Annotated in this window: 13 protein-coding genes; all 13 read right to left on the bottom strand. The window is 38.2% G+C overall.

Annotated features, from left to right (window positions below; genetic code table 11):
• Positions 1 to 68: 68 nt before the first annotated feature.
• The 13 genes from fliT to GZ22_RS15780 all read right to left on the bottom strand — a co-directional run bounded on the left by fliT (position 69) and on the right by GZ22_RS15780 (position 12,900).
• Positions 69 to 422, bottom strand: a complete 354-nt coding sequence (fliT, locus tag GZ22_RS15840; protein WP_038564552.1) for a flagellar protein FliT — start codon at positions 420 to 422, stop codon at positions 69 to 71.
• Positions 422 to 820, bottom strand: coding sequence for a flagellar export chaperone FliS (fliS, locus tag GZ22_RS15835; RefSeq protein WP_038564548.1), 399 nt, complete (start codon positions 818 to 820; stop codon positions 422 to 424). The genes fliT and fliS overlap by 1 nt, the downstream gene beginning before the upstream one ends.
• 22 nt (positions 821 to 842) lie before the next feature.
• Positions 843 to 2,357: a flagellar hook-associated protein 2 gene (locus GZ22_RS15830; RefSeq protein ID WP_038564545.1), complete on the bottom strand. Its 1,515-nt coding sequence runs from the start codon at positions 2,355 to 2,357 to the stop codon at positions 843 to 845.
• Between the two features lie 15 nt (positions 2,358 to 2,372).
• Positions 2,373 to 2,726 (bottom strand): flagellar protein FlaG, encoded by a 354-nt coding sequence (flaG, locus tag GZ22_RS15825; RefSeq protein WP_051748377.1) that lies wholly within the window; start codon positions 2,724 to 2,726, stop codon positions 2,373 to 2,375.
• 124 nt (positions 2,727 to 2,850) lie between these two features.
• The gene (locus GZ22_RS15820) at positions 2,851 to 3,618 is read right to left on the bottom strand and encodes an acetoin reductase (RefSeq protein WP_038564540.1); all 768 of its coding nucleotides are present in this window, start codon (positions 3,616 to 3,618) and stop codon (positions 2,851 to 2,853) included.
• An 84-nt stretch (positions 3,619 to 3,702) separates the two neighbouring features.
• Positions 3,703 to 4,548, bottom strand: a complete 846-nt coding sequence (locus GZ22_RS15815; RefSeq protein ID WP_038564536.1) for an STAS domain-containing protein — start codon at positions 4,546 to 4,548, stop codon at positions 3,703 to 3,705.
• A gap of 203 nt (positions 4,549 to 4,751) precedes the next feature.
• The gene (locus tag GZ22_RS18105) at positions 4,752 to 7,253 is read right to left on the bottom strand and encodes a CDP-glycerol glycerophosphotransferase family protein (protein ID WP_051748374.1); all 2,502 of its coding nucleotides are present in this window, start codon (positions 7,251 to 7,253) and stop codon (positions 4,752 to 4,754) included.
• 19 nt (positions 7,254 to 7,272) lie between these two features.
• Positions 7,273 to 8,694: a glycosyltransferase gene (locus GZ22_RS15805; protein ID WP_084160775.1), complete on the bottom strand. Its 1,422-nt coding sequence runs from the start codon at positions 8,692 to 8,694 to the stop codon at positions 7,273 to 7,275.
• A complete protein-coding gene (locus GZ22_RS18100; protein ID WP_051748370.1) occupies positions 8,664 to 10,568 on the bottom strand; it encodes a glycosyltransferase in 1,905 nt (634 codons plus the stop codon). Before GZ22_RS18100 ends, GZ22_RS15805 begins: the two co-directional genes overlap by 31 nt.
• Positions 10,569 to 10,656: 88 nt before the next feature.
• Positions 10,657 to 11,505 (bottom strand): flagellin Hag, encoded by an 849-nt coding sequence (gene hag / locus GZ22_RS15795; protein ID WP_038564534.1) that lies wholly within the window; start codon positions 11,503 to 11,505, stop codon positions 10,657 to 10,659.
• A 134-nt stretch (positions 11,506 to 11,639) separates the two neighbouring features.
• Entirely contained in the window at positions 11,640 to 11,858 is a 219-nt protein-coding gene (gene csrA, locus GZ22_RS15790; RefSeq protein ID WP_038564533.1) for a carbon storage regulator CsrA, read from the bottom strand.
• On the bottom strand, positions 11,858 to 12,295 hold the full coding sequence (gene fliW, locus GZ22_RS15785; RefSeq protein WP_038564532.1) for a flagellar assembly protein FliW: 438 nt from the start codon (positions 12,293 to 12,295) through the stop codon (positions 11,858 to 11,860). The genes csrA and fliW overlap by 1 nt, the downstream gene beginning before the upstream one ends.
• Positions 12,296 to 12,306: 11 nt before the next feature.
• Positions 12,307 to 12,900 (bottom strand): DUF6470 family protein, encoded by a 594-nt coding sequence (locus GZ22_RS15780; protein ID WP_038564531.1) that lies wholly within the window; start codon positions 12,898 to 12,900, stop codon positions 12,307 to 12,309.
• Positions 12,901 to 12,936: the final 36 nt, after the last annotated feature.

Below are 12,936 nucleotides of genomic sequence, written 5' to 3'. Positions count from 1 at the left end.
TGTCACGATTTGGTCATCAAAACTTTACATAAGAAAAGCACCTGAACCAGAATCGGTTCAAGTGCTTCTTATTTCCGTTTATCTAAGAATCTCCCATCAAGTGTCTGCATACTAGCATACGGGTTTATATATTTCTTACCCGACTGTTTCTGTTTCTTAATTGTACGAATATCAACCTTTAATTGATCGAAAATATGCTGGACTTGCTTGCTGATTCGTTTATTCATCGGCAGAAGCTCTTTGCCCAAAATATTTTCCTCAGTTGTAAAAGGCGGCTTCAGCTCTTCCATCTGACTTGAGCGGACTTCGAGAAGTGCTGTAAGAGATTGGACGACTTCTTCCCGGTTCTCTGAAGTTACTGGCTGGCTGACAAGCGTATCCAGTTGGGCGGTCGTGTCATACAGCGCCTGAACTCTGTTCATTAGACAGTTGCTCCTGTGCCAAATTGCTGTTTGCGCGTTTGTTTCACGACTTCTTTCCATGTGTCGCGGAAATCAGTAATAAGATCCAATGCGCTCTTTAGAGCTTGTTGATCATTATGCGTATTTGCTTGGATAAGCTGCTGATTGATGAAATCATACAAAGGCATGATCTCATTTGTAATTGGAACTTCAGGATCAAGTGTAATCATCAGTTCACGCACGATGTTCTGCGCTTTTTGGATATTCGTATTCTTCGCTTCAATATCCTTCTTCTCTATTGCCTGCTGTGCAAATTTGATGAACTTGATACAGCCGTTGTACAGCATGAGCGTTAGCTCACCTGGAGAAGCTGTCTGGACAGAATTCTGTTGATACGCCTGGTAATTTTGTACCGACATGTTTGTATTACTCCTTTAGCGCTTATCCAAAGTTAGATGTCAGATAAGCGGATTGTTGGTTCATTTGGCTGATGGCTGTCTCCATGGCAGTGAATTGGCGCCAGTAGCGGTCTTCTACTTGTACAAGATAGTCTTGGAAGCTATCAATTCGGTCCTGAACATCATTAAGCTGTTTACCTAAAGTAAACTGATCATTAGTGTATGTTGACTTCCCAGCTTTTTGATATATGTTTTCCATCGTTGTTTTTAACGTATCTTCAATACGATTGACAATCCCTCTGCCTTCACCTTTTACGTCATTAGAAAAAAGCTTATAAACTCCATCAGGATTTTCTGTCAGTGCTGCTTTCAGTTTTTCTTCGTCAATGATTAGCTTTCCATTGTCTAAGTAATTGTTGGAAGTAGTGATGCCGATTTGTGCAAGCTGACTATAGGGTCCGTCATTTTCCACATTATTGTACCAAGCAGAGCGCAGTGAATAGAGACTGTTTTGCAGTACAGAGTCGCCTTTTAACATGCCGCTTTTTGCTTTTTCATCCCATAACTTGATCTCATCTTCTGACATTTCTTTTTTCTGATCATCTGTCAACGGCGGATAGTCCCGATATACCTTCTCACTGAGTTTCGAATTCACATCTTCTACTATCTTATTATACGAATCAACAAAGTCTTTGATCTTGTTAAATGCCGCATCAACGTCATTAGAGACAGTAACCTTGACTGGTTTCTCCGTTTTTTCGGTAAAGTTGAATGTTACCCCACCAAGTGTGTAGCTATTACTATGAGACGTTATCGGCAGTGCGCCGTTGTATGTGAATTGGGCATCTACGCCGCCCGTCTCCGCAGATTGATCAAGCCGTAAGACGTTATTAAAAAAGTTATTACTAAACTCAATTTCTTTACCATCTTTATTAAAATCACCGGTATCCTTTTTTTCTAAAATCACTTTTTTTGACTGTTCATCATAAAAAGCTCGAACACCCGCGTCTGAATTTGAGATATCTTTCAAAATTTTATTTAAACTATCAGTTGTGTTAAATTCAAAATCAGTCGTTTGAGCTGCTCCATCCTTATCATAGGTAGTGATAGAGAATTTTAGGTCATTAGCGGTAACAGCACCATTTGTAAAATTCTGGTCACCGATAGCTGCATTAGGATTGAAGTCTGTTCCAGCAATTGCTGCTTGACTTACATTGATTGCCGAAGTTGCAATCTCATTAACTTCAAGGGAATACGTCCCATTTGCGCTAGAGGAAGTTGCAGAAGCTGTTACAGCAGAACTAGTAGATGACGCAGTTTTCACGTTATAGGTTGTGGATAATTTCATGCTAAGTAAACTATCATCGAAACTAGCCAACGACGTATTCACTTCACGATAAGTATCCTGCTGCCAATTCAACTTTGTCTGTTGTTGCTGAAGTTTATAAAGCTTTTGACGTTCAGCGTTCATTAATTGTTCTACTAGAGAATCTGTATCCATCCCGGAAGCTAGTCCTCCGACACGCAGAGAGTTGCTGCCTGAAATACTATCTACCATATAATCACCTGCTCCTTATATTTTCTTATCAACGAGAAGTCCCATGAATTCTGCCATTTTGGCATACCCATCCAAAAGCTTCTTCGGTGGAATTTCTTTTATTACTTCCTGTGTATCTGAATCAACCACTGTTACAAAATATCGATCTAACTCTTCATGGAGTTCGAATTTCATATTCGTATGGGTTGGTTCTAGGAATTGATTCATTGATTCAATCACTTTTTCGATATCCGATTTATCATAATCGTTATACGGTTTGGAGGAAGCTGAAGCGGCCTCCTGTTTATGTACTGTTTCGCTCGCTACGGGACGATTTTCTCCCGACGGTTGTGTAACATGTTGTGAAGCAGAAGATAATCTATCAATCATCAAATCCCAACTCCTTGCACATATATGTTTCTTCTTATATCGGCAAGATGGGAAAGATGTGAAGAGATGTAAGATAAAAAAACACAAAAAAACAGGTACAGCAACTGCACCTGTCCTCGTAAAATCAATTGTATACAATACCACCATCAATCAGAATAGCTTGACCTGTCATATAATCTGCATCCTCAGAAGCAAGATAGGAAACGAACTTCGCCACATCCTCTGGTTCCTCACTGCGGCCAAGCGCAATATCATTCGTGAACTTCTCGAATGCCTGCCCTTTTTCGAGACCCATGTAATCCACCATCTTGTCATCGATACGTTCCCACATACTTGTACCGACAACTCCTGGACAGTAAGCATTAACCGTAATTTTATCCTGCGCTAGCTCCTGGGCAGCAACTTGTGTCAAACCTCTGACGGCAAATTTAGTAGCTGAATATGCACCAAGCAGGCTGAAACCTTTGTGACCGGCAATGGAACAAGCATTGACGATTTTCCCGCCGCCCTGTTTCTTCATCTGTTCAGCAGCTGCCTGCATACCGAATACTGTACCATTCACGTTGATGCTGAATATTTTATTCAGATCATCTTCGTTCACTTCTAAGATTGGAGCAACTTGGTCTACACCTGCATTATTGACGAACACATCAACAGAACCAAATGCTTCTGTTGCCTTCTCCACAAGCTGGAACATATCGTCGCGTTTGCTTACATTGGCTGGAATACTGATTGCTTCAATTCCGTTATCTTTCAATTCCTGTGCTGTCTCAGAAGCTTTGTCTTCCTGCAAATCACTAATAACAATTTTAAAGCCATCGTTCCCAAGCCGAGTTGCAATTGCTTTCCCAATGCCTTGTGCAGATCCTGTGATTACTGCTGTTTTTGCCATTTCTACCAGCTCCTTTTTAACTAATCACTAGTCTTTTTCCACTAGTAGAAAAGGATGAAACGTCGAAATGTAAGCAGTTTCACATTATTTGATAGAAATACGATTGCTTGTACGGATTGCCTGCGTTAATGTTGCCGTTGTTTTGGCGTTAAAGCTTACACCGAGCTGAACCGCAGTCTGTGCGATTTCCGGACGCATTCCAGAAATCACTGTTTCCACACCTACTAGTTTTAATGCATCAACTAAATAGAAGATTTGCTGAGCTACCATTGTATCGATTATTATCACACCGGAAAGATCAATAAACAATAAATCAACATCCTGTTCCGTACATTCACGCAGTGTGTTTTCTAAAATAAGCTTTGCACGATTCGTATCAATGTCACCAACCAGCGGCAATAGAGCTGTTGTATCATTCAATAAAATAACAGGTGAGCTAAGTTCATTGATCATTTCTTGCTGCGCTAGCAATTTACGATTTGAATAATGGTGCATCTCTTCTGTAAATTTCAGAATAACATCATCAAAAGCTTTAATGATTTCGCGATTCCAAAGCTCAAACATATCTTGATCAACAGTAGCCCTGTTTAAATTATAGAATTCACGAATCAGATCTAAATGCTGACCACGAGTAATCATAAACTCCCGGATAATCTGATGAGTTGGTGTACTCAAATGATTCTCGTCACGAGCTGTTGCCACAATCCATTCCTGAAAATCTTTTTCGAAAGCCTCTTTATCTTCTATAAAGATTCGGAAGAAATGAAGATGAAATTCGTAGTTTTGTAATTTGAGGTTATGTATGGTTTCTGGATCGGTAGAAGCATAAACGCCTGAACTATTTGTTTTGTCCAGCTGTTCATACCAATTCTCATTTAGGTCTTTTGCCTTTTGTTCTAAAAACAAATACAAGTCTTTATTCCTATGCATTTTACTGCTCCTCCTAGGGGTTCAATTAACATCTTCATGTATAAATATAAGTAATTTCAGCTTTTTTGTAAATTTATAAGAGATTTTCTGAAAAACTTTTTATCACTCCTGACTTGGGAGAATTTCCCCACTCTATACCCACTTTATTTTTACTTAAAACCTCTTTTTTTCAAAAATAAAAAACCGTCATCTAAAATGACGGTTTACACAGGTTGGGTATAAGCAGAGATCTTCTCCTGAATAAACTTCCAAACTCTATCAGACGACTTACTGTCTTGGAAGTGATGCACTTGATCTCGAATTTGCTTACGCTCAGCACCATACCAGGAAGGGTTCTCCAAAAATGACGACAGTGCATCTTGCAGCGCTTCCTGCGTGGTCACTTTCGGCCCAGGCGTCCAATTTGTATATGAATCGAGGATGAACCCACGATTTTGCTGGTAAGATTGTAAATCTACTGGAGAGAAGATAATAGGCTTATCCAACAACAAATAATCAAAGTATATGGAGGAATAATCTGTAATCAGCATGTCTGCCAGGGGCATGATTTCATACAAATCCATGCCATAACGCGTCAGCATCTCATCCGTCAGCAAATGAACACGCGTTTGCATCTCGAAATGATTTAGAAATAGTTTTTCCTCAGCGGGGTGCAGCTTCACAATCAGCTCCAGATTTTCTTTTTCTAGAAAGTCGTAAAATTGATCATTATCAAAGCTTTCCATTCCGAAAAGATTATCCCGATTTAAATTTGTATCCGCACGATCATTATGAGCTACTTGACGATACGTTGGCATAAAGAAAATCATCCGACTTTCACTTGGATCTATATCAAATTCTTCTTTAAGGAAATGTGTATCTGGTCGTTGCAAAAGCAAATCATTACGAGGAGCACCCGTCAGCTGAATATGTTCCGGATTAAGCTTGAAACAACGAGTCATCAAATCACTGAAGAAATCTGAGTACGAACATACATAATTAATGCTTCCCCAACGATCTGCCAGTACATGTTTATTCTGTTCGTTTTTATCCTGAAAGCCCATTGCTTTCAGCGGGAAGCCATGCCATGTATCGATAATCAGCTGATTCGGATTGTAGAGCTTCTTATTATGCTTGATATTTGCTTCTGTGATGATTAATACATCAGCAGCTTTGACTTTTTCTTGGAATTCTTGTGTTTCTTGCTGCTGAAGCAGCTCTACATCGAAGGACTCTTGTATTAAATCGGGGATGTGTTTAGCCATAGCATACGTATTTGATCCGCTGCTGTTACGTGCTACCATCACAAGCTTTTTACGTCCGGTTGTCGAAACAGATAGTTCTTCTGATCTGTAAGGAGCTTCTCTATGCAACTGATCGATTTTCCACGTTCCCGCTTTATTGATCAACTCTAGTCTGCAATATACTTTCTCAGACCAATTTTGGTCCACCCACTGTTGAATCAGCAGCAAGCGTACCGAAGCTTTAATATAGTTGTAGTCAACAGATTCTACTTTAGGAAACGCAACCTGTCTTGTTACATCTGCCTCAACTGGCTTGAACTCTTCCATAATGTAGCGTTGTGTGAAGAAACTCGCCATATAATCTATCTCTTCTTCAGTTTGAATTACCAACTCTGCTCCATCTATTGAACAAGTTAAGATATCATTCAACACTTTATAGTAGAGATATTGCGAATCATGGATTGCCTGCAAAGGTATCTCAGTATCACTTTCGTCACTCAAAGCATTTTCTAAGTTATCCACTACAGTATTGATGTAATATGGCTGGACCATTGCCTGACATGTCTCAGCCGAAGGCAATTCATACGCACCATCAGCAATAGCTGGTAAATCATCCAAACTAGGCAGATCTTCACTATATCCTTCAACGACTGTTAGAATTCCTCTAGATAATGCTTCAATTGTTAGAAAGTGAGATTCTTCATAGTTTCCATTAACGATAATTGCTGTTGCCGATTCTACATGTTGCCAAATATCTTCCGCTGCGTCTTTCCAATCAATTGTTTCGATTCCCATTTGCTTTGCCATGTTTTGAATTGCTACCTTATCAGAACCCTCACCTATTATCGTCAAATGAGCCTTATGCTGCACACTTCTAAAGGCACAAAAAATACGTTCAAAATAGTTATCAAACAAAGAAAGTTCACCCACGGAGATGAAGTGCGCTTTATCTGCAGGACGAGGAATTATATCATGTTTCTCCTGCAATATCGGCTCACCAATCATATGCAGCCATTGATCCTGAAAAGCGTATCGCTGAACTGCTTCCTCTAGCTGCTCATTCATTACCAAATGTCGATCGGCAAATTTTAGAGCCTCTTCATAGCCATACTCCTCAGGCACTCCTTGTAACCATGAGTAGATTCGCGGTGCTGAGCCGTGAAGCTGGGCTACAGCTGTTCGGCACACATAATTCAGGAGCGGAGCTCGTACTGCAACAATCACATCTGGCTTACCGTGATGACGTAAACTATTTGTATAACCTTCTATAAGTGAATCGGGATTCTCGTACTCTAGCCCGCTTTTCTCTCCATAATAATGGATTTCAGGCAATACAGACTCCCATTCCGTATTCTCAGGTCGATATGATTGAAAAATACGCACATGGTGGCCACTCTTAGAGAGCAAACCTGCTGTCTTTGTTAAAGTCTGTTCCAGCTGACCATTGCCATTTGCGTAAATGAGGGCGAAATCGATGATCATGGTAAATGCTCCTTTATTTTTAAAAGATTCGTTTTACCTGCCAAGTCCCACTTTCGTTCACAATTTTTACTCTTACTTCTTCTATACTATCATGACTGTCTTTTCGATAGCTAAAACGAATGATAGCTCTTGTATAAGAATAATTAATGATATCGATTTTCATATCATACCAGTTAAACGAACTTTCCCCTGATAACAATTTTTCTACTAACTTGGGATAAATATCCTCTATTATGAATTTACAAGTAACGACATCATCTAACTGACTTTCATTTACAACTTTTTCGTTTAGAGTAAACCCATCATTTTTAATAACATTTAGAATATTATTTAATTTCTTCACTACTCTATCCGCTTCATACTCTAAAACGGAATTGACACACTGTTGTGCATTAGGCAACGTAACTTTTCCAGTTTGAATAGCGTTAAGAAGATCTTTTAATTTATTAATATCTCCTTTCGGTACAATCCAGCCATTAATACCGTTTTTTACTATGTCAATGGGTCCATCACAATCTGTCGAGATAACGGCGACGCCGCGGGAAAGTGCTTCTACTAAGACTAATCCAAACCCTTCAATATCAGATGGTAATACCAATACTGACGCTTCATCTATCTCGTCCCAGGGAGCTTCCTTCCAACCTAACCATGTTATTCTTTTATTAATATGTAATTCATCAGCTAATTCATAGAGCTTATTTTTATCAGGGCCATCTCCAATACAAGTTAAGCTCCACTTGTCTTCCACGCCTTCCAAAGCTTTAAGTAATAAATCTAGTCTCTTTTCCTTATTACTCAATCTACCTATGAATATAATCTTCAGTGCATTAGGACGTATTATTTCATTCTGATTGATGTCTACAGGGTTATTCACTAAATAGATTGGCTGTTCTTCAGCAATATCTTTTATTGTGCGCCCTATGCTTGATGAAATCGCAAAATGCGCATCACTGTATTTTAGAAATTTCCCGCCTCCGAAATAAGCAGGCGGTCCATGGAGCCAAGATACCACAGGAGTTTCAGGTTTAAAGCGCGCAATAGCTGTCCTGCAGATGTAACTTAGTATAGGAGCATGTGTTGCTATAATTACATCAGGAAGCTCCGCACTCTTCAAAAAGTTTGTATATCCAGTCTGCATTGAAGATACAGTTTCTTCCTCCACCTTTCCTTCCTGGCCATAATAATATATTTCGGGTATTGTGTCTGCCCAAGATTCGAATTTTGGAGCATGCGTTTGTAATACACGAATCCTATGCCCCTTACTCACAAGCCCATTAACAACAGTAGTTAATACGTCCTCTAAACCTCCTTTTCCTTCTGCATGTCCCAAAACTATATCAATTAGCATTATATTCAGCCTCTTTCCTTTTACATCATAAAAAACACACCTTTGAAAGGTGCGCTCTTTTCTTAAATTCTTAATAGTTTCTCTTCCAGCCATATACTGTCTTTATATAAGTTCAATGCTTCTATTAGATACGGCTCTGGATTCTCATCCGTCTCAATTATCTGTTCATAAAATACATAATCATCTTTAAATTTCATTAATGCTTCTTTTGATATCCTGTTCGCTTCTGCTAAATTGCCTTGCGCCTTCAGCCATAGAACTATATTTAAATAATCTTGTTTCTCTAAGTTATTTTCATCTGATCTCTCATACATTGTAATAGCTAAATCTTGTTGCGATAATTTAAACAGTATTCCTCCTAATTTTGCATATATAGAAGGTGAGAACAAAGAAACTTGTTCCAGTAACTCATTGGCAATTTCAAAGTTTTGGTATTTGACTAATTTCTTAATCATATAACAGAATTCTAGAGTATACTCTTCTTTTTTCAGTTTGTCTTTATCATAATGGTCGTCAATTGTGAAACCTAATACTGAATTTAATATTATGTTGCGGTATACGTCGCTTAATTCCTGGGTTGGTTTAAGAAGATGGAGTAAATAGATGTCCCCGGCATCGATAAACCTAAGTTTCAGTGCCTTAGCTAATTTTTGTTCATCCTTTTCAAGCCAATCCTCTTGAATTTCTGTAAAATTAATTATTGCTGTTTTTACACCTATAATATCTATTATATCTTTATCCAATGTACTGTGCTGTACAATCTCGCTTAAAAGTTCATGCAAACCTTCGTTTAGCAGGAAGCGAATGACATCGTATTTATTATATTCAAGATAAGGTCTAGCAAGCTCGAATGTTTCTTTTGCAGAAGTATGAACTGCAAGTATCTTCACAAGACTTGTCAATGAATCAAAGCAGTGATTATTAATGTTCAAAGCTTTTGAATAATAGGTTACGGCTTTTTCAATGTTATTCTCTAGTTCATAAATTTTACCTAACCTTAGGGAAGGGAGATATTCTATAGAATCAGAACTCTTCACAACAGTTTTAAACGTTGATTTCTCATTTAAGATTAGTGTGAAAACTTGCTTAGCATCTTCAAGTCTACCTTGGGATAGATAAATCGAACCTTTAACAAAAAGGAAATCAGCTGAATCTTGATAAATTCTTATTGCGTCTTGTAAAACATTAAGCGCATCATTATGTCTGTCCAACAATATTAATGTTTCTGTCATATTTAGTAAGCAAATTGGAACCCAATTAATAAATGGATCTATCTTTTTCTTATATGCAGTTACATAGGCATTAAGTGCTTGCTCGTACTTCTTTTCAGTCTTCAACTCATTTCCGAGATTATAATAGTCGAAGCCATCCTTTTCTTTCTTAAGTTGTAGATCGATTAACTTTTTATTTCTTTTTGTCTTTTGCTTATTCTTAACTACTTCTTCCATGTATCCAGAGTGATATGCAATTAGCCCTGATAATTTGATAGTGAAGTTTTTATTATCTTTGTGTGTTATTTGTTCATGTATTGCTCTAGTGTATTTATAAACACCAGAATTTTTGTACAATCTAACATGTTTATTTTCTATAATACGGTTCCCATCGCTACCCACAAAATTAACAATATTTATTGCATAGACATCGTTCTTACTATTTTTCAAATCATCTATTACAGCACGTGCATTTGTTGGCTCAAGAAATTCATCTGCATCTAATACAAGTATCCATTCACCCTGTGCATGACTTGCAGCGAAATTCCTGGCATCAGCAAAGTTATTATTCCATTCAAAACTAAATAATCTAATATTCTCGTACTCTTGAATCATTTCTATTGTACTGTCAGTAGAACCAGTATCAACTATAATAATATCTTCAATTAAATCCACAACTGAATCTAAGCAACGTTTAATTACTTTCTCTTCATTTTTAACAATCATACAAAGAGAAACATTTGGTTTTGTCTTCACAGTTAACACCTCACTCTATAAAAATACTGGTCCAAAATTAATTGGACCAGTATTTTTATAGGCGAAAATAATTTCGCCTATAATGAAATTACTGAAGAAGTTGCAATACACCTTGTGGCTGCTGGTTAGCTTGTGCAAGCATAGACTGTGCAGCTTGAGAAAGGATATTGTTCTTAGTGAATTCCATCATTTCAGAAGCCATGTCAACGTCACGAATACGAGATTCAGATGCTGTTAGGTTTTCTGAAGATGTTTGCAAGTTGTTGATTGTGTGATCCAAACGGTTTTGGTAAGCACCAAGTTTAGAACGCTCAGCAGATACTGTAGAGATCGCTGTATTAATTGTATCGATTGCAGCATTAGCATCACTTTGAGAAGAGATGTTAATACCTTCAGTTGTTGAAGCACCTTCAACACCTAGTGCAGAAGCGCCCATGTCTTTAATGTCAAGAGTGATATTCTGATCTTTGTTAGCACCAATGTGGAATGTTAGAGCAGTTCCAGCATCAGCAGAATCGATGTCACCGTTGATTAGTTTCTTCGTGTTAAATTCAGTATCTGTAGAGATACGAGTGATTTCCTGAGCCAACTGATCGACTTCTTTTTGAAGTTCTGCACGATCATCATCAGTGTTTGTGTCGTTGGAAGACTGTGTAGCTAATTCACGCATACGCTGTAGGATAGAGTGAGTTTCGTTCAAAGCACCCTCAGCAGTTTGGATCAAAGAGATACCATCTTGTGCGTTTTTAGAAGCCATGTCTAAACCACGGATCTGTCCGCGCATTTTTTCGGAGATTGCTAGACCTGCAGCATCGTCTCCAGCTTTGTTGATTTTAAGACCTGAAGAAAGTTTCTCCAAAGATCCTTGTGTTGCAGATGAGTTAGCACTTAGTTTGTTGTAAGTGTTAAGAGCAGCGATATTATGATTGATTCTCATTTTAAAATTCCTCCTTGAGTGTAAGTACAGCCCACATCCTTGTGGTTTCACTGGTTTGCAGCGGTCGGCCGCCCGCGCTTACCTTTGCTGTACTATTTATATCGGAGGATTTCACCATATGTTTAGCTTTTTCTTTATTCTTTTTTTAAAAAATTAAGTAAATCCAAAGAAGTATCAGCAGCTGCACTATTTTCTTGTTCAATTGCCAGATAGACTTCTTTCCGATGTATGGCAATCTCTTTTGGAGCATCGATACCAATCTTGATCTGTTCACCATCAATGCTAAGAACTTTCAATTCGATATCATCACCGATTTTAACTGACTCTCCAACCTTCCTTGTCAGAACAAGCATTATTCCACCCTCGCTTTCTCAGTTTGCAAAGGTGTGCGCGCGGAAAAGTTATCTGTAAGAATGATTTGCTGCGCTTTTAATGCATCAACATTAATAATAATTGGAGCTTGTAAATTAATTGTGCTCTTTTCAAAAGGTTTCCGTAACGTCAGTATAGATAAAACCTTCACATGATCTGCTGTTGTGATTGCCAGCTCTTCTTTAGTTTGTTCTCCCAAATTGAATGTATATTCTTCACGGAAATGGTATGGGCTAGCTACTACAAATGCAACGTAGGCTGTTACAGTACTTTGCAAAATTTGAAATAAAGGGTTGTCAGGAAAATCTATCAATACAAACTTCTTTTCATCCTGGAATCCCGGTAGGCCTTTAACGAAATGAATCACTTTATTCTCATCTACTAACATACTTCCAAAATATTTTGTTTCAATATTCATTTTTAAACTCCTTATATATTAAGTTCGAAACCATTAACGCCATAGAATTTCAAGTTTTCAAAGTCTACCTTAAGAGACTGATATTGCATGATACCTGTATCCACTTGTCCGCGTTCATAAGCAATCTGCGGCTTATTTGGGGTATTCTTTATTTCCGGAGCATTGATATTCACATCAATTTCCAAATTAGATGGCTTGTAATCGATTTTTACAGAAAAACGGGATGGAATCCACCCAATAGCAAAATCTTTCAATTTCCTTTCATCTATTCGTTTCGCTTGGGCAACTATTGGATCGCCTCCCTTTTCAATTTCCATCATTTCTTTGCCTTCCTGAACCCGACGCGCTATGCCCTCCAAATTTGATTTCTTACCAAGGTTAGCAAAATCCTCTGTCCGCTTAAAAACAGATTTCAAGTCCATATCATTCCAAGCTTGTGTCTGATCAATAGTAAGCTTTGATGGTGTCGTATGCATTGTGATTTCCGCTTTCGGCTGGCGGATGGTTTGCTCTGCTTCTGGCTGTTGAATATTCACGGAAGCATCTGTCGTATTAAGGCTTATCTTAGCTTGCTGGGACTGTAATCGTACCTGTGGCATTTGCATAAATATTACTCCTTTCTACACAAAAAGCTCCGCCAA

Source organism: Terribacillus saccharophilus (assembly GCF_000725365.1).
Lineage (GTDB): Bacteria > Bacillota > Bacilli > Bacillales > Amphibacillaceae > Terribacillus > Terribacillus saccharophilus.
The sequence above is the reverse complement of the archived record's forward strand: the minus strand, read 5'-3'. Positions and strand labels throughout refer to the sequence as shown.

Bases quoted from the DNA above. Each gene is read 5' to 3' on its own strand.
- GZ22_RS15780 (WP_038564531.1), bottom strand. From the start codon at position 12,900: ATGCAAATGCCACAGGTACGATTACAGTCCCAGCAAGCTAAGATAAGC.
- fliW (WP_038564532.1), bottom strand. From the start codon at position 12,295: ATGAATATTGAAACAAAATATTTTGGAAGTATGTTAGTAGATGAGAAT.
- csrA (WP_038564533.1), bottom strand. From the start codon at position 11,858: ATGCTTGTTCTGACAAGGAAGGTTGGAGAGTCAGTTAAAATCGGTGAT.
- hag (WP_038564534.1), bottom strand. From the start codon at position 11,505: ATGAGAATCAATCATAATATCGCTGCTCTTAACACTTACAACAAACTA.
- flaG (WP_051748377.1), bottom strand. From the start codon at position 2,726: ATGATTGATAGATTATCTTCTGCTTCACAACATGTTACACAACCGTCG.
- GZ22_RS18105 (WP_051748374.1), bottom strand. From the start codon at position 7,253: ATGATCATCGATTTCGCCCTCATTTACGCAAATGGCAATGGTCAGCTG.
- GZ22_RS15805 (WP_084160775.1), bottom strand. From the start codon at position 8,694: ATGGCTGGAAGAGAAACTATTAAGAATTTAAGAAAAGAGCGCACCTTT.
- GZ22_RS15815 (WP_038564536.1), bottom strand. From the start codon at position 4,548: ATGCATAGGAATAAAGACTTGTATTTGTTTTTAGAACAAAAGGCAAAA.
- fliS (WP_038564548.1), bottom strand. From the start codon at position 820: ATGTCGGTACAAAATTACCAGGCGTATCAACAGAATTCTGTCCAGACA.
- GZ22_RS15820 (WP_038564540.1), bottom strand. From the start codon at position 3,618: ATGGCAAAAACAGCAGTAATCACAGGATCTGCACAAGGCATTGGGAAA.
- GZ22_RS15830 (WP_038564545.1), bottom strand. From the start codon at position 2,357: ATGGTAGATAGTATTTCAGGCAGCAACTCTCTGCGTGTCGGAGGACTA.
- fliT (WP_038564552.1), bottom strand. From the start codon at position 422: ATGAACAGAGTTCAGGCGCTGTATGACACGACCGCCCAACTGGATACG.